This window comes from Citrobacter sp. ABFQG (genome assembly GCF_004322975.1).
Classification (GTDB): domain Bacteria; phylum Pseudomonadota; class Gammaproteobacteria; order Enterobacterales; family Enterobacteriaceae; genus Citrobacter; species Citrobacter freundii.
Genome location: NZ_CP036435.1, coordinates 2,770,648 through 2,786,607 on the forward strand (window position 1 = coordinate 2,770,648; position 15,960 = coordinate 2,786,607).

Below are 15,960 nucleotides of genomic sequence, written 5' to 3' on the forward strand. Positions count from 1 at the left end.
CGCATTGATTGCTAATGTTGGATCATTCACAGGGGTTATGATCGTGAAACAGTCACAATACAGAACCTCGCTTATGAAACTGAATACCCGACTAACATTACCCACTTTCATTCTTGGGCTGATCATCGTAGCGATCCCGTTCACTGCGAACTGGAATCTACCTTTGCTCAACGGTACTGTCGTCAGATGGATTGAGAATGGCCAGGCGTTATGGCTGCTGTTTGGAGCGCTTTTTACTCTCAGCTACATCCGGCCTTTATCACGTCCTGAAGGCGAGAAACAATTTTGGCTTTGGGCGGCTGTGTGGTGGTTGGTGTTGCTGGGTCGCAGTACCAGTTGGGGCCGTGATTATTTCCCCGAGCACCCTAAACTTCTGTTCAGAGTTATCTCAGTGGTATTGATTGCAATGATTATTCTGCCTGTCCTGATATCAAAACGCTTACGCCAGGATATTGCCCGTCGCTTACGCAATGAACCGCTGCCGCTATGGCTGTTAGCGATCACCACCTGTGCATTTTTGATCTCCGATACGGTAGAGCATCATCGTCTGCTGGCCCCTGTCTTTTTGCACAACGCGCAGTACGGCGATCTCATTGAAGAGCTGTATGAACTCCCGTTTATGGTAGGATTGTTCCTGATGAACCTCGGTTTTATGCAGCGGGATAAGCAGGAAGAATCTGCTGCTATTCGCTTTAGTGAACCACAGTTGGCGAAGTAACGAGAAAATACCTGAGTCTGGATGACCAGACTCAGGCGGTTAGCGAGGTGACTTACGCAATGGCCTCGCACAAGCGTGATTTCATGTCGCTATACGTCTGTGCGGCATACTTTTCAGCCCATCCCTGATCGCTAATGTGCTCAATACTTACGGCGCAATATTTGGTTTCCGGCGTTTTCGAAATAGGATCGAGGTTATCCTGGGTTAACTCGTTACACGCACCAATCCACCATTGATAGGTCATATACACCGTTCCGGTATTGATACGCTCGGATACATCCGCGCGGCTGATGACCTTACCACGACGCGAGCTGACCCATACCAGGTCACGATGACGAATACCCAGTTTTTCTGCATCATGAGTATTGATTTGCACATACCCAGGCTCATCTGCCAGGGCTTGCAGCGCTGCGCAGTTGCCGGTCATTGAACGACAGGAGTAGTGCCCAACTTCACGCACTGTACACAGGACCAGCGGATACTTTTCATCAGGAACTTCTGCGGGCGCTCGCCATTGTGCGGCAAACAGTTTGCCTTTGCCATTGGCGGTATCAAACTGGCTGTTCGCGTAAAGGTAAGGTGTGCCGGGGTGATCGAGCTCCGGACATGGCCACTGAATATGCCCCATTTCACCCATTTTCTCATAGGTTACGCCGTAGAACAGCGGGCACAGCTCGCGCATCTCATCCCAGATTTGCTGGTTACTTTGATACCGCATGGGATAGCCCATTTCACTGGCCAGCAGGCTGATGATCTCCCAGTCACGCTTGACATCACCTGAGGGTTCAATCGCTTTTTCAAAACGCTGGAATCCACGATCGGCGCAGGTAAAGACGCCACCGTGTTCACCCCAGGAGGTGGCCGGCAGGAGGACGTCGGCCATTTCCGCTGTCTTGGTCATGAAGATATCCTGCACGACAATAAAATCGAGCGCGTTAAACCCTTCGCGGACCAGACCTAAATCGGCCTCGGTTTGCAACGGATCCTCCCCCATGATGTAGTAGGCTTTAATTTTGCCTTCAATAGCCAGATGCGGAACTTCAGTGATGCGCGTCCCAATCTTGTCATCCATCTGATTAACGTCAATGCCCCAGGCGTTGGCGAATTTCTCCCTGATGGTGAAATCGGTCACGTCCTGATACCCAGGGAACTGGTTAGGCAGTACCCCCATATCGCACGCGCCTTGCACGTTATTCTGCCCACGCACCGGCCCAACGCCGACGTTAGGACGTCCCAGATTGCCGGTCAGCAACGCCAGGCTCGACAAACCACGAACCACGTCAACGGCCTGGCCAAACTGGGTGACGCCCATTCCCCACATCACGGTTGCCGATGGCGCTGCGGCAAATGTACGCATCGCCTGACGAACCTGCTGTGCGGGAACACCCGTTAAATGTTCAACGGCTTCAGGCGCATAGTCCTTCACGGTTTCCCAGTATGTTTCCAGTCCTTCCGCATGCTTTTGTACATACTCGCGATCGTAGAGTTGCTCTTCGATGAGGACATGGCCAAAGGCGTTAACCAGTGCCATATTACAACCGTTTTTTAACTGCAAATGTTGGTCAGCGATACGAGCAGTTTCAATACGACGTGGGTCACAGACAATGATTTTTGCGCCATTCTGGCGAGCTTTAATTACCCGGCGAGCCACGATCGGGTGCGAGTCGGCGCAGTTATAGCCAAAGATCAGCAGACATTTTGAGTTTTCAATGTCGCTGATGGAATTGCTCATGGCGCCATTGCCTAATGTTTCCTGTAACCCGGCAACGGAAGGGCCGTGACAGACACGGGCGCAGCAATCGACATTATTGGTATGGAGAACGCCACGTGCGAATTTTTGCATCACGTAGTTGGTTTCATTCCCTGTTCCACGTGAAGACCCAGTGGTCATAATGGCGCGGGGGCCATAGGTATTTTTGATTTCAGATAAGCGTTTTGCGGTGTAACGAATGGCTTCATCCCAGCTAACGGGAGTGAATTTTCCACCTTTTTCATAACGGATCATCGGGCGAGTCAGACGGGGAGTCAGAAGGCGAGTGTCGTTAAGAAAATCCCAACCATAGTAGCCTTTCAGGCATAACTGATTTTGGTTCGTTACACCCTCTGCGGCCTCGGCGCGGATGATTTTGTTATTCTCAACAACAAGCTTGAGCTTGCACCCGGCCCCACAGTATGGGCATACACTGGTGATTTTTTTCATCAATAACAGACCTGTTAAATGCTGAAATAGCGCGAATTGTAAACGGAGCCGCGCGATACGCATCGCGGACTACGATTTGTCATAGTGACCGGTTGTTTAAGCATAAATCGTGCCAGAAGTGAAAACCCAGTAATTGCAGGGACTGAGGGCGAATGAGTAAAGCAGAATGACTGACGATTCGACATTAATGACGAGCTACGTCAGGGAAAATGTCGCATCGAATGGTTTAACCTTATGAAAGATCAGAAAAAGATGAAAATAGCAGGTGATACCGATCACAAATTTTAATTTTCCAGCGCTATGCTATGCTTTTATACAACGAGCGAATCGTTAACTTAAAAACATAAGTGAGGGATATTATGGGCATTATTTCATGGGTGATTTTCGGTCTTATCGCTGGGATTTTGGCAAAATGGATTATGCCGGGTAAAGATGGCGGCGGATTCTTTATGACCATCATCTTAGGGGTTGTCGGTGCGGTAGTGGGTGGCTGGATCAGTACCTTCTTTGGTTTTGGTAAAGTTGATGGTTTCAACTTTGGCAGTTTTGTCGTAGCGGTTATCGGTGCGATTGTGGTGTTGTTTATCTATAGAAAAGTCAAAAGTTAAGTAAACATGCAGACAATAGAGGCCACTGATAAGTGGCCTTTTTCTTTGGTTACCACCACCCCAGTTCCGTGCCCAGAACCACGATGATAGCCACGCCAATCATAATAAGCGTTGTTTTTTTCATCGTTATGCTCCAGGCGCAGCGTAACCGCCAATAAAAAACCAGGATAAGAAAACGACAGCGGAAATGAAAATAATGACAGGGAAAATAATACCGAGTCGCATACGATTATCTACCAGAGTTATTTAAAGACGAGTCAGCATAGCAGGGGTTAATGTACGACAAAAGCGGTTTTATCCTGACGCTTTTTATCCTTGTACATTGCGCTGTCTGCGAGGTGAAGCGCACAGTTTACATCAGTCTCCAGCGGATCAATTTCCACCACGCCCAGACTGGCGCCAGGATAAAACAGATGAATATCGCCCAGGTGGTAGTCGCCGCAAATTTGCTGCTGCAACTGATGTTTCACCTGCTGCAGACGAACGCGTTGCTCCCTGTCATCATCCGGCGACAGGCGAGCGACTAAAAATTCGTCACCGCCCAGTCGACCGAGAATGTCATTATCACTACATTTACGCAGCAGGCGGTGGCCAATCTGGATCAGGAACTGGTCGCCAACCTCGTGGCCAAAGCGGTCATTGATCAATTTGAAATCATCCAAATCGATATATGCGACAACTATCTTCTGCCTGAGGTGGCGGGCGAGCGAAAAAAGGGTCTCTACATTTTCAAAAATTGCGCGCCGATTCGGTAATCCGGTCAGGGCATCGGTGTAGGAGTGAGCAATCAGCGCAGCGTTCGCTTCACGTAACTGAGCAACCAGCGACTCTTTTTGAATAGACTGGGCGATTAGTCCGGCAAACAGATGCAACACCTGTTCACCACGTTCGCTTAACGCATGCTGGCGGCGACTGGTGGCGCAGAGCGTACCGTAAAACGTTCCGTCCGGAAGATGAACGGGAGTACTCAGAAAAGTGGTGATGTCCAGTGCGCGAGCGGTGGTACATTCCGGCCATCGTACGGGCACGTTGTCGCTGTACAGACAGTTTTCCTCAATAGCGCGTTTGCACAGCGTCTCATCCCACGGTACGGACAGCCCTTCGGGGATCTGCATTTGGCAGCTATTACGCGCATACAGAATATGCTGCAGACGGGCATCCAGATCGACCTTGGTCAAGTATGTAGATTCCATCTCAGTCACTACTTCCAGCATTTCCAGAAGTTGGCGTACCAGACTCTCAACTGACTGCTCCGTGGCTAAGGATTGTGAGACTCTGGCAAGGATCATGTCCGACATGAGGTGTAAATACTCCTGAGTGATGACAAGGCTGGCGTGGGCGCATGATAGAACATCAGGGAGCAAGATGAAACACGTGTTTCTGGCTGAAATGTAATCATAAAATTGAAATTAGAACGTAAAACATGGAGATAGAAGGGAAGTCGGGGTAACCTGCCGGAATAATGCTTTTAAACAGGAGTAGAGATGAAACTAGCGTCTATTATTTTGCCCGGCTTGCTGGTGCTGGCGGGGTGTACCACGCAGCCTGATGCCCCTAAACCACCAAAAATCGGCATGGCGAATCCGGCATCGGTGTATTGCGAACAAAAGGGCGGTACGCTGGTTGCGGTGCAGACTCCGCAAGGCGTAAGGTCAGACTGCAAACTACCCGGAGGGGAAGTGATTGATGAATGGGCGCTCTGGCGTAGAGATCATCCGACAACGGGCAAGTGATACGCGGTCAGCATTGACGTAGCCACTCAGCGAGCACCAGCGCGTGGTTTTGCTGGGTATTTTTCGCCGCATACAGTAGCGTTAAGGTTTGCTGTCGGGCAATCTCTGCGAGGCGCTTTCCTTCTTGCTGCTGTTGAGCCAGTTCAGCGCGATATTGCTCAGAAAAATGCGAGAAATCAATCAACTCTGCGTGGAATGCCTTACGTAAATCAGATGACGGGGTAAGTGCTTTATTCCATTCGTTGAAAATAAGATCGCTCTTTTTCACCCCGCGAGGCCATAACCGGTCGACCAACACGCGGTAACCATCGCTTTTTTCTGCCGGGTCATACACACGTTTGCACTGAATATTCATCTCTTCATCCGCTCCATTAAGCTATCGCTATTACGGTTAAATAAGATCGTAAAACGTGACCATTATAGCATTCCGCCAGCCCTGACTCCCAATTTAAGGGATTGTGATACCAACAAAAAATCGGTAGGCTGAGGCTCCTTATAGTGTCCCTCATTGTCTGGACATAAGGAACGTTTAATGGAAATTTCCCCGATTAAAGATACGCTTCGCATTGCGCTGGTGGGCGATTACAACCCCGATATTGTGGCGCATCAGGCTATTCCTCTTACCATTGATGATGCCGCTGCCGTCCTGGAATTAGTGGCTGATTATGACTGGCTAACCACATCTGATATCAGCAGCAGTGAGGACCTGGTAGGTTATGATGCCATTTGGGTCGTTCCAGGCAGTCCTTATCGCCACCTGGAAGGGGCGCTGATCGCGATACGCTATGCGCGTGAAAACAGCATCCCATTCCTGGGTACCTGTGGCGGCTTTCAACATGCCATTCTGGAGTATGCCCGCAACGTGCTGGGCTGGATCGACGCCGCCCACGCGGAGACGGACACCACGGGTCGGATGGTGATAGCACCGTTGACCTGCTCGCTGGTAGAAAAAACGGATGATATTGAGCTTCGGGCCAATACGCTGATTGCCAAAGCCTACGGACGGGATGTTATCTCGGAGGGATATCACTGCAACTACGGCGTATCGGAAGATTTTGCCGCTGAGCTGGAGCGTGGCGATCTCCGTGTGACCGGTTGGGATGAGGCTGGTGATATTCGTGCCATTGAGCTGGTGACACATCCATTTTATGTCGGCACGCTCTTTCAGCATGAACGCGGAGCGCTGGCGGGAAAACCCGTACCTCTGGTTCAGGCGATGCTGCGCGCCGCGCGCGGATAAATATTGGGCAGGTTGTCCGCGAACCTGCCCTCTGCATTATGCGCTCGCGATCTCCCGATTGCGCCCCGCGCACAAACCAAACACCGCCATCAGCATCGCTAACACGGCGACACCCGTTAATGGAATCAGCCAACTACCGTTGAGGTCGTGAATTTTCCCCATCAGCGGTGGCCCGCAGGCGGCCAGTAAATATCCGACAGACTGCGCCATGCCGGAGAGCGCTGCAGCCTGATGCGCTGAGCTTGCGCGCAGGCCAATAAAGGTTAAGCCGAGGATCATCGTCGCGCCTGAGCCAAAGCCAAACAGGATGGTCCATAGCAATGCCTGTTCGGGCATTATGGCGAATCCCGCCGCGCCGACGGCGCACATTAACGAAACCAGAGCGGCGATGGCGCGCTGATCCTTAAATCTGTTCAGGACGAGAGGGATCAATATTCCCGGCGCGGCAGTCGCCAGCTGCAGTAAACCATGCAACGAACCGGCCTGAGATTCACTGTAGCCATGGCTAATTAAAATGGCGGGTAGCCAGCCAATGATGACGTAATAGACAAGGGAGTTGATCCCCAGAAACAGCGTCACTTGCCAGGCTAGGCCAGAGCGCCAGATCGCGCGGGAATGCAAGGCGCGCGAGTTACTCAGGCTGGCATGAGCAGTCTGGCGGCATTGGGGCAACCAGATAATCAGCGCCAGCAGCGGGAAGGCCATCAGCACCATCAACGCACCGCGCCAGCCAAATCCATTTAGTGCCAATGGAACCACAATTGCCGAGCCCAGTGCCGCCGCCGCGCCCATGGTCAGCGAGTATGCGCCAGTGAGTTTCGCCACATGCTGGGAAAAATCACGCTTAATCAATCCGGGTAACAGCACATTTCCCAACGCGATTCCGCAACCAATGATGGCGGTACCGCTAAACAGGAACCCTGACGAAGGCAGCGAACGAATCGCAATACCTACGCAAATCAACAGCATCGCGGCAAACAGGCTACGTTCGATGCCCCAGCGGCGCGCAACAGCGGCAGCCAGGGGGGATACCAGCGCGAAGGCCAGCAGCGGCAGGGTAGTCAGAAGCCCAGTCTGGGCGGTACTCAAGCCGTAGTCGGCGCGAATGGCATCCAGCAACGGGGCTGCGCCGGTAAAGGTGACGCGCAGTGTGGTGGCAATCATCAGGATCCCCGCGATCAGCAACGCTGCGTTTTTGCCACGGGAGGAAGGTGTAGTAATCATTTTGTTCTCATATCGTCAGGCGAGGCGATACTTTAGCGTTTTTACACTATGGATGAATCAAGCTAAAATGACAGATTATCGCTAAAATAGGACATTCTTATGTTGGGGCTGAGACTGGATGGATATGAGCCCGATTTGCACCACGATGCGGCGGTAGCATTTTGTATTCAGGCTCGGGAAGATGAACTTTTCAGTCCGCTGCATCAGCATCGTAAGGGACAGTTGATCCTGGCGCTGCATGGCGCGATCACCTGTGAAGTTGAAAACGCTATGTGGATGGTACCTCCGCAATATGCGGTGTGGATCCCTGGCGAAATTCCACACAGCAACCACGTTACCGTGGGCGCGCAATTGTGTTTTCTGTTTATTGAGCCGCAGGCTGTCGTGATGCCTGAACGTTGCTGCACGCTGAAAATCGCCCCGTTATGTAGGGAACTCATTCTGGCGCTGGCGTCCAAATCGGATGCTCAGCGACTGGAGCCGGCAACCCAGCGGCTGACGCAAGTGTTGTTTGATGAACTCCCGCAGCAACCACAGGAGCAGATGCAGTTACCGGTTTCCGATCACCCGAAAATTCGCAGAATGGTCGCAACGATGGCGAAAGAGCCAGCACAATGGCAGACGTTGGGACAATGGGCCAGCGTATTTGCGATGAGTGAACGTAACCTTGCTCGTCTGGTCGTCAAAGAAACGGGGTTGAGTTTTCGCCGTTGGCGTCACCAGCTCCAGCTGATTCTGGCGCTGCAGGCGTTGATCGATGGCCGCAATGTACAACAGGTCGCGCAAATGCTCGGGTACGATTCGACCACGGCATTTATCACTATGTTCAAAAAAGGCCTGGGGCAGACGCCAGGCCGTTATCTGAACGGGCTGGCTACTGCTTCCCAACAATCAACGAGACCAGGCCTGCCGCAATAAGCGGCCCCACCGGCACACCGCGAAACAGTGCCACGCCCAGTACCGTGCCCACTAGTAATCCGGCAACAAGCTGGGGCTGACTGCCCATTAGCGTAACGCCGCGTCCGCCGAGCCATGAGACAAATACCCCGACGGCAATAGCGACCAGTGATTTCCAGTTTACAAAGGAGTGGATGAGCGTGGAGGGCGGTAGCGTTCCGCTGGCGATCGGTGCCATGACACCAATGGTCAGAATGATAATCCCGACGGTCAGGCCCTGTTTTTCAATCCAGGGGAAGAAAGTATTCAGAGGGGTAACACGGACAATGATCAGCACCAGAATTGAAACAGCGACAGTGGTGTTGTGGCTGACAAAGCCCAGAGCTGCCAGTCCGAGGAGGATCAGCAGAGTGACATCAAACATCGTAGTTTCCTTGCCAAAAGAAAAAATAAGCCTGCTTACTGTACGCGTAAATGCGTGACGGAACAGGCTTTTTTTAATGATTATGATTTTTTTGGGCTAACGCACGATGCGACGTTTTTTACTGCTAACGCAGACCATTATTGTTCGCGGCGGAAAGGCATTAATTCAGGTTGCGCGATACGCAGGTAATCTGCGGTATCCATGATCACGGATTTTTCCAGCAACCCGGCATTAAACGCAATTTCATGAAAACGCTCAAACAGTAGCGGATCAGCGACCAGCTTGAGATTAGGATGAAAACTGAACGGTGGGATAGCGCCAAATACGCAGCCAGTCAGTTCATCTACCTCCGCCGGGCTGGCAAGAGACGCTCTCAACCCGCCAATATGGCTGGCTAACCGGCTCAGGTCGGCCTGCTGATCGGCAGAGAGGATCGCCAGAACATGCTGATTGACGCCGTTGCCTTTTACTTTGCAGACCAGCGCTTTTGCTCCCTGGCCCAGTGCGGTACCACGAATTTCAGAAACTGCCTCACATTTGCCGACGGCTTCATGGCTTACCACGCGGTACGTTGCGCCTTGCTCTGACAACAGCGAAATTAAACGCTGATGCGTTGCGTTACCTTTGTTCACTTCCGTCATGACTTACTCCTGGTACAACAATGAAAATCCTGCAGAAAAATAATCACGCACCGGCGTGTTTTTTCTGTTTGTTCAGATAGAGCTGTGCATCAGATGTTTTGTAAGCATCATCAATAGTGTCGTTCGGCTGCATATTATAAACCCCGGCGGAGAAGCTGATGGATATATCATGCGCAATAATTTGTAAGTTATAGCGAATTCTCTCCAGCAGGCGGGGCGTTAAATCACTGGGGTGGTCGATGAGGATAATACAAAACTCATCGCCGCCGAGGCGGATGGCGTAGTCGCTTTTGCGAATAGAACTTTGAATGGCTTTGGCCAGATGGGTGATAATCCGATCGCCTTCTTTATGCCCTAACGTGTCATTGATGACTTTCAGTTTATCGCAGTCGATGGCGATAAAGGTGACGAGCGTTCCCGTGTTCACCAACTGTTGCAAACGCTGCTCAAGCGCCGGCGTTAAAATTTTACGGTTGTAGAGCCCGGTCATCGCATCACTGACATTTTCCCGCGTGACGTTGTGATACAGCCGAAAATGCGTTCTGACCATATTCAGCAGTAATATCGTTGCCAGTAAATAGAATGCGAATATCTTCCAGGACGAGACAATAAAATACATAACATCGAGTGAGAGTGTGATGCGTATACCACCGGGTATGTCCTTCTCATAGTGAACATAGCGGAACAGATCGGTTTCACTTTTATGAACGAGAATCTCTTTACCGGAGCTGGTATCCGAGACCGTTACGTTAAGATAGCGCCAGACGAGAGGGCGGTCACTGGTATAGAAAATATTCTGTAAATTCTCTTTATTAATATCTACCATCACCACACCTTTTAACTTACCGGTGTAGTAGACCGGTGTTAAAAAGCTCATCACTTTTTTCTCGGTCAGGTTATCTTCATAAATACTGGAAATCACCGTGCGGCCGGTGAAAATACCATCAATATCATTCTGGTCGATTCCCAGCGTACCTTTTTGCAAAAACGACCAGTTGTGTATCGCAAATTTCCGCGAGTCGATCAAATCATAGAAATAGACGTAGTTATTTTTGAGATCGACGTAATATCGAAATTTATACTCTAACGTCCCTAATCCCTGACCGTAATCTTTCTGCTGACGATTAACATTGACCGCCCGGTCAAAAGAAGGCAGCAGAAAAATGTCATCAAGCTGCTCACTACATTTTGTTGAGGTGGTCTGCAACGTACCGTGCAATGGCAGATAGTTGTGCTTAGTAAGGTTGAGCCCATGAGCGCCGTTAACGCTGTCGAAAGCGGTGCAAAGTGCTTTTTGCTGTTCGAGAGAGGCTGGCTCATGGGGGGACGAAAATGTGCGCATCAGATGGGCTGCGATGCTCTGATTTGTGTACTTATCATAGAGGAACGATGAGTCGGCTTTCTCATTGATATAGCGCATGTACGCATTCATTGCTTTATCGCTGGCAATGAGCTCATAAACCAAAAAAGAAGACGTCAAAACAATTACGCTGACGGAGATAAAGAGCCTGAGCGCTTTATGATGCAATTTCATAATGATTTACAGCCCTGTAAGTCTGATAGTTCAGTCTATCACACGGCATACATCCGCTCTAACGCTACGGGCAAGGACATTTTGTAATAAAAATCATTCGCGCGCTTCACCTTTAACTCTTAATGTTGTATTTATAATGCAACTTATAAAAGGAGACAGGCCAATGAGCGCGACTGAAAAAGCGGGTCATACATTTTTAGCCAGCCTGGGCAAAACCCGTCTGCGTCCGGGCGGCGTTGAAGCAACAGAATGGTTGTTTAGCCAGTCACAGCTGACGCCCGGCAGCCAGGTGCTTGAAGTGGCGTGCAACATGGCCACGACGGCGATAGAGTTAGTTCAACGCTTTGGTTGTACGGTCTACGCTATCGATATGGATAAAACCGCGCTGTCTAATGCCAGAAATAATGTGGCAGCAAATGGGCTGGAAAATCACATCCATGTGATGGCTGCGAATGCCAGTACCCTGCCTTTTGCGGATAACAGTTTTGATGTTGTGATTAACGAAGCCATGCTGACAATGTATGCCGATAAAGCGAAGGCGAAGTTAATTGCCGAATATTATCGTGTGTTGAAGCCCGGTGGGCGCCTGCTCACCCACGATATTATGTTCACCGCCCAAAAACTGGGCGCGGGCGATCAGGGCCAGCTTGTCGATGTGGTGAAATCAAACGTTAGCCCAATGACCAGACAAGGCTGGCGTGATTTGTTTCTTAACTGCGGGTTCGAACAGGTCTTGCAGCAGAATGGCAACATGTCGCTGATGTCACCGCGCGGATTAATTCGTGATGAAGGGCTTACAGGGGCAGTTAAAATTGTGTTTAACGGCTTACGCACGAGCGAAAATCGTCGTCGGTTCCTGAAAATGTTCCGCTTCTTCCGTTCGCAACGTCATCAGCTAAACTACATTGCCTGCTGCTCTGTTAAGGGAAAATAAAAACAGGATGGGGCACTATTTATAAAATCAGTCAGCACATCTACGCGCTGACTGATTTGTTTAGATTAATTGTTACTGGTCGTACTTTGCTTATGAAACAGTTCGCGAAATACCGGGTAAATATCATCCTGGTCGCGGATATGCTGCATCGCAAAGTTATCAAAGGTTGATTGCAGATGTTCGTATTCACGCCATAAGGTTTGGTGGGCGCGGCGAGTGATTTCGATATAGCTGTAATAGCGTACCACTGGCAGTAGCTTTTTCGCCAAAATCTCATGACACAGCGGTGAATCATCTGCCCAGTTATCACCGTCCGATGCCTGTGCAGCATAGATGTTCCACTGGGCAGGGTTGTAGCGATCTTTCACCACTTCATCCATTAACTTCAGTGCACTGGAGACAATGGTCCCCCCGGTTTCCTGAGAGTAGAAGAACTCATGTTCATCCACTTCTTTCGCCTGGGTATGGTGGCGAATATAAACCACCTCCACGTTCTTATAGGTCCGGCTTAAGAACAGATACAGCAGGATATAAAAACGTTTAGCCATATCTTTGGTCGACTGATCCATCGAACCAGAGACGTCCATCAGGCAGAACATCACCGCCTGGCTGGAAGGGTCGGGGCGTTTTTCATAATTTTTGTAGCGTAAATCAAAGGTGTCGATAAATGGCACGCGTTCGATTTTTGCCCGCAGTTCGGCAATCTCTTTGCGTAACCGTTCCTCTTCCAGCAACTGCGCTGGTTCGCTTTTCGCGATGGTTTCCAGATCCGCTTCGAGAGCATGCAGTTCACGACGCTTACCCGCTGTCATCGCCGTACGGCGCGCCAGTGAGTTTTGCAGGGATCGCACCACGCTAATGTTGGCAGGCACACCGTTAGAGGTAAAACCTGCCCGGTGTGTTTTATACTCCGTTAACTGACGCTGCTGATTCTGCTTCAGGTTAGGAAGTGCTAAATCTTCGAACAACAGATCAAGATATTCATCTTTAGAGATCTGAAAGACGAACTCATCCTGACCCTCACCATCCTGGCTGGCCTGGCCTTGTCCACTTCCTGAGCCGCCACCGCCGCCTTGTGGGCGTTCAATGCGGTCATTCTGCACAAAATGGTCGTTACCCGGATGTACGCGATGGCGCAGGCCACCACGTCCCTGATGAAACATTGGTTCGCTAATATCATCAGTCGGAATAGAGACAGATTCGCCGCTATCCACATCAGTCACCGAACGCTTGTTAATGGCCTCGGAGATCGACTGTTTAATTTGCGATTTATAACGGCGTAAGAAGCGCTGGCGGTTTACCGTGCTCTTGTTTTTGCCGTTAAGACGCCGGTCAATAAACCAGGTCATAAGCCCCCCGTACTGCCAACTGTTCGCCATGTCTGTAAGTGCCGGATGGCGCTGTCGCTATCCGGCCTACGGAACATTGTTTTGCAAGCCCGGTAAGCGCATGCGCCACCGGGCACTTATGTTAAGACGATTTACGTACGCGCAAATACCATTCGCACAGTAAACGCACCTGTTTACGCGTGTAGCCTTTTTCCATCATACGGTCGACAAAATCGTCGTGTTTTTTCTGCTCGTCAGTCGAGGTTTTAGCATTGAACGAAATGACCGGCAGCAGCTCCTCGGTATTGGAGAACATTTTCTTCTCAATAACCGTGCGTAGTTTTTCGTAACTGGTCCAGTTTGGATTGCGACCGCTGTTATTCGCTCTGGCGCGCAGAACAAAGTTGACGATCTCGTTACGGAAATCTTTCGGGTTACTGATACCCGCCGGCTTCTCAATTTTCTCCAGTTCTGAGTTCAGTGACTCGCGATCAAACAGCTGACCGGTATCTGGATCGCGATACTCCTGATCCTGAATCCAGAAATCCGCATAAGTGACATAACGGTCGAAAATGTTCTGTCCGTATTCGGAATAGGATTCGAGATAAGCTGTCTGGATCTCCTTGCCGATGAATTCAGCATATTTCGGGATCAGATAGCCTTTCAGGAACTCAAGATAACGCTCAGCTTGCTCCTGCGGGAACTGTTCACGCTCGATTTGCTGCTCCAGTACGTAGAACAGATGAACCGGGTTAGCTGCCACTTCGGCATGGTCAAAGTTAAAGACGCGAGAGAGGATCTTAAACGCGAAACGCGTGGACAGACCGTTCATTCCCTCATCAACCCCGGCGTAATCCCGATACTCCTGATAGGATTTCGCTTTTGGATCGGTATCTTTCAGGCTTTCGCCATCGTAAACGCGCATCTTCGAGTAAATGCTCGAGTTCTCAGGTTCTTTCAGGCGAGAAAGAATGGTAAAGCGAGAGAGCGTTTCCAACGTGCCCGGTGCGCAAGGCGCATGGGTCAGCTCACTGTGGTTAAGCAGTTTTTCGTAAATTTTGATCTCTTCAGAGATCCGCAGGCAATAAGGCACTTTGACGATGTAAACACGGTCAAGGAACGCCTCATTGTTTTTGTTATTACGGAACGTTACCCATTCAGACTCGTTCGAGTGGGCAAGAATAATCCCGTTAAACGGCAGGGCGGAGATACCTTCTGTCCCGTTGTAGTTTCCTTCCTGGGTGGCGGTCAGCAGAGGATGCAGCACTTTAATCGGTGCTTTAAACATCTCAACGAACTCCATAATCCCCTGGTTTGAGCGGCACAGTGCGCCCGAATAACCGTAGGCATCAGGATCGTTCTGGGCGTGGTGTTCGAGTTTACGAATATCCACTTTCCCGACCAGCGCAGAAATATCCTGGTTGTTTTCATCACCAGGCTCCGTTTTAGCGATAGCGATCTGCTCCAGAATAGACGGCCAGACTTTGACGACGCGGAATTTTGTAATGTCCCCGCCAAAATCATGCAGACGTTTAGCAGCCCACGGCGACATGATCGTACCGAGATAACGACGTGGGATCCCATACTCTTTTTCCAGGATCTGCGCGTCTTCCTGCGGATTAAACAGGCATAACGGATGATCGTTGACCGGGCTACGTTCGCCATTGGCGCTCAGGACATAAATCGGTACTCGTTGCATCAGCGACTTCAGCCGCTCAGCAAGAGATGATTTCCCCCCTCCCACAGGCCCCAGCAGATACAGAATCTGCTTCTTCTCTTCCAGACCTTGAGCCGCATGCTTCAAATAAGAAACAATCTGCTCAATGGCGTCTTCCATGCCGTAAAACTCTTCAAAAGCGGGATAGCGTGCAATTACCCGATTCGAAAAGAGTCGAGAAAGTCGAGGTTCATGGGCAGTGTCAACCATGACAGGCTCACCAATAGCCATTAATAGCCGCTCTGCCGCGTTGGCATAAGCACTGCGATCTTGCCGACAAGTGGTAAGAAACTCCTGCAGCGTGAACTCTTCGTCCTTGGCAGCTTCATAACGCTGGCGATAGTGATCGAATATATTCATGGTATGCCGTCCTTTCGTTTTTTAGCACATGTTAAGAGCCGTTCATATGAATAGTAGAGGCCCCTGAAGAGGTAAACTGAACGACGTCGCTGCTGAAGAAATAAGCAACTCTCATGCCATTTTAGTGGTCAGGAGATCAACGTATTCGGTGATACACCTTCTAAAATTAAGCGTAGATGGCATTTGCAAAACTTGCCTGTGTGCGCAAATGAATTTCAATGGCATATCAATAACTCATCAGCAAAAAAAGCACATCTTATGTAAAGAATTGGAGCGGGATTCATGCGGTGTTCACCGTGCTGCAAGCAAAATGTCATCACTCGCTGAGAAATTAGGGGGTTACATTCTGGGGTGAATACGTAAAATAGTTGGGCTGAAGCGTATTGGCGGTTACACTTTGAC

16 protein-coding genes and 1 pseudogene are annotated in these 15,960 nt (G+C 50.2%); 6 read left to right on the top strand and 11 right to left on the bottom strand.

From position 1 onward, the window contains the following. The first annotated feature begins 73 nt into the window (after window positions 1–73). Window positions 74–718 (top strand): hypothetical protein, encoded by a 645-nt coding sequence (locus WN16_RS13590; protein WP_003840864.1) that lies wholly within the window; start codon window positions 74–76, stop codon window positions 716–718. A gap of 52 nt (window positions 719–770) precedes the next feature. Here the strand turns inward: WN16_RS13590 and fdhF are convergent, their stop codons facing one another. Then, the gene (gene fdhF / locus WN16_RS13595) at window positions 771–2,918 is read right to left on the bottom strand and encodes a formate dehydrogenase subunit alpha (RefSeq protein ID WP_044700069.1); all 2,148 of its coding nucleotides are present in this window, start codon (window positions 2,916–2,918) and stop codon (window positions 771–773) included. 359 nt (window positions 2,919–3,277) lie between these two features. Between fdhF and WN16_RS13600 the strand changes: the two genes are divergently transcribed. Continuing rightward, complete coding sequence (locus WN16_RS13600; protein ID WP_003030729.1) at window positions 3,278–3,526, top strand: GlsB/YeaQ/YmgE family stress response membrane protein; 249 nt, start codon at window positions 3,278–3,280, stop codon at window positions 3,524–3,526. A 49-nt stretch (window positions 3,527–3,575) separates the two neighbouring features. Here the strand turns inward: WN16_RS13600 and yoaJ are convergent, their stop codons facing one another. Genes yoaJ through WN16_RS13615 form a run of 3 tightly spaced genes read right to left on the bottom strand, consistent with a single transcriptional unit; the run spans window position 3,576 to window position 4,824 of the window. Beyond that, on the bottom strand, window positions 3,576–3,650 hold the full coding sequence (yoaJ, locus tag WN16_RS13605) for a protein YoaJ (protein ID WP_099530266.1): 75 nt from the start codon (window positions 3,648–3,650) through the stop codon (window positions 3,576–3,578). A 2-nt stretch (window positions 3,651–3,652) separates the two neighbouring features. Beyond that, window positions 3,653–3,751 carry a YoaK family small membrane protein gene (locus WN16_RS13610; RefSeq protein WP_032941789.1) on the bottom strand — a complete coding sequence of 33 codons (99 nt, stop codon included), beginning with the start codon at window positions 3,749–3,751 and terminating at the stop codon, window positions 3,653–3,655. 47 nt (window positions 3,752–3,798) lie between these two features. Next, window positions 3,799–4,824: a sensor domain-containing diguanylate cyclase gene (locus tag WN16_RS13615; RefSeq protein ID WP_003840865.1), complete on the bottom strand. Its 1,026-nt coding sequence runs from the start codon at window positions 4,822–4,824 to the stop codon at window positions 3,799–3,801. Between the two features lie 186 nt (window positions 4,825–5,010). Between WN16_RS13615 and WN16_RS13620 the strand changes: the two genes are divergently transcribed. Continuing rightward, on the top strand, window positions 5,011–5,259 hold the full coding sequence (locus tag WN16_RS13620) for a DUF333 domain-containing protein (RefSeq protein WP_003030725.1): 249 nt from the start codon (window positions 5,011–5,013) through the stop codon (window positions 5,257–5,259). 7 nt (window positions 5,260–5,266) lie between these two features. Here WN16_RS13620 and WN16_RS13625 read toward each other — a convergent pair whose 3' ends face one another. Next, window positions 5,267–5,614, bottom strand: coding sequence for a DUF488 domain-containing protein (locus tag WN16_RS13625; RefSeq protein WP_003030722.1), 348 nt, complete (start codon window positions 5,612–5,614; stop codon window positions 5,267–5,269). A 177-nt stretch (window positions 5,615–5,791) separates the two neighbouring features. Here WN16_RS13625 and WN16_RS13630 point away from each other — a divergent pair, with 177 nt between their 5' ends. Next, window positions 5,792–6,499, top strand: coding sequence for a CTP synthase (locus tag WN16_RS13630; protein WP_044700044.1), 708 nt, complete (start codon window positions 5,792–5,794; stop codon window positions 6,497–6,499). A 36-nt stretch (window positions 6,500–6,535) separates the two neighbouring features. Here the strand turns inward: WN16_RS13630 and WN16_RS13635 are convergent, their stop codons facing one another. Beyond that, the gene (locus WN16_RS13635) at window positions 6,536–7,723 is read right to left on the bottom strand and encodes a CynX/NimT family MFS transporter (RefSeq protein ID WP_003846669.1); all 1,188 of its coding nucleotides are present in this window, start codon (window positions 7,721–7,723) and stop codon (window positions 6,536–6,538) included. A gap of 99 nt (window positions 7,724–7,822) precedes the next feature. On the opposite strand from WN16_RS13635, the pseudogene WN16_RS13640 reads away from it, so the two are divergent. Further along, window positions 7,823–8,615: pseudogene (locus WN16_RS13640) on the top strand (helix-turn-helix transcriptional regulator); the annotation flags it as partial. On the opposite strand, the gene WN16_RS13645 reads toward WN16_RS13640, so the two are convergent. The 3 genes from WN16_RS13645 to dgcJ form a co-directional block, all read right to left on the bottom strand. Further along, a complete protein-coding gene (locus WN16_RS13645; RefSeq protein ID WP_003832453.1) occupies window positions 8,598–9,044 on the bottom strand; it encodes a DUF441 domain-containing protein in 447 nt (148 codons plus the stop codon). The pseudogene WN16_RS13640 and the gene WN16_RS13645 sit on opposite strands and share 18 nt — an antisense overlap. 137 nt (window positions 9,045–9,181) lie before the next feature. Beyond that, window positions 9,182–9,685, bottom strand: coding sequence for a YbaK/prolyl-tRNA synthetase associated domain-containing protein (locus WN16_RS13650; RefSeq protein ID WP_016150101.1), 504 nt, complete (start codon window positions 9,683–9,685; stop codon window positions 9,182–9,184). Window positions 9,686–9,728: 43 nt separating this feature from the next. Further along, the gene (dgcJ, locus tag WN16_RS13655) at window positions 9,729–11,219 is read right to left on the bottom strand and encodes a diguanylate cyclase DgcJ (RefSeq protein ID WP_044700042.1); all 1,491 of its coding nucleotides are present in this window, start codon (window positions 11,217–11,219) and stop codon (window positions 9,729–9,731) included. Between the two features lie 163 nt (window positions 11,220–11,382). On the opposite strand from dgcJ, the gene WN16_RS13660 reads away from it, so the two are divergent. Further along, complete coding sequence (locus WN16_RS13660; RefSeq protein ID WP_044700039.1) at window positions 11,383–12,153, top strand: class I SAM-dependent methyltransferase; 771 nt, start codon at window positions 11,383–11,385, stop codon at window positions 12,151–12,153. Window positions 12,154–12,218: 65 nt separating this feature from the next. On the opposite strand, the gene WN16_RS13665 is transcribed toward WN16_RS13660, so the two are convergent. Then, on the bottom strand, window positions 12,219–13,502 hold the full coding sequence (locus WN16_RS13665; protein ID WP_003030708.1) for a YeaH/YhbH family protein: 1,284 nt from the start codon (window positions 13,500–13,502) through the stop codon (window positions 12,219–12,221). 121 nt (window positions 13,503–13,623) lie between these two features. Next, window positions 13,624–15,558 carry a protein kinase YeaG gene (yeaG, locus tag WN16_RS13670; RefSeq protein WP_003030707.1) on the bottom strand — a complete coding sequence of 645 codons (1,935 nt, stop codon included), beginning with the start codon at window positions 15,556–15,558 and terminating at the stop codon, window positions 13,624–13,626. Between the last annotated feature and the right edge of the window lie 402 nt (window positions 15,559–15,960).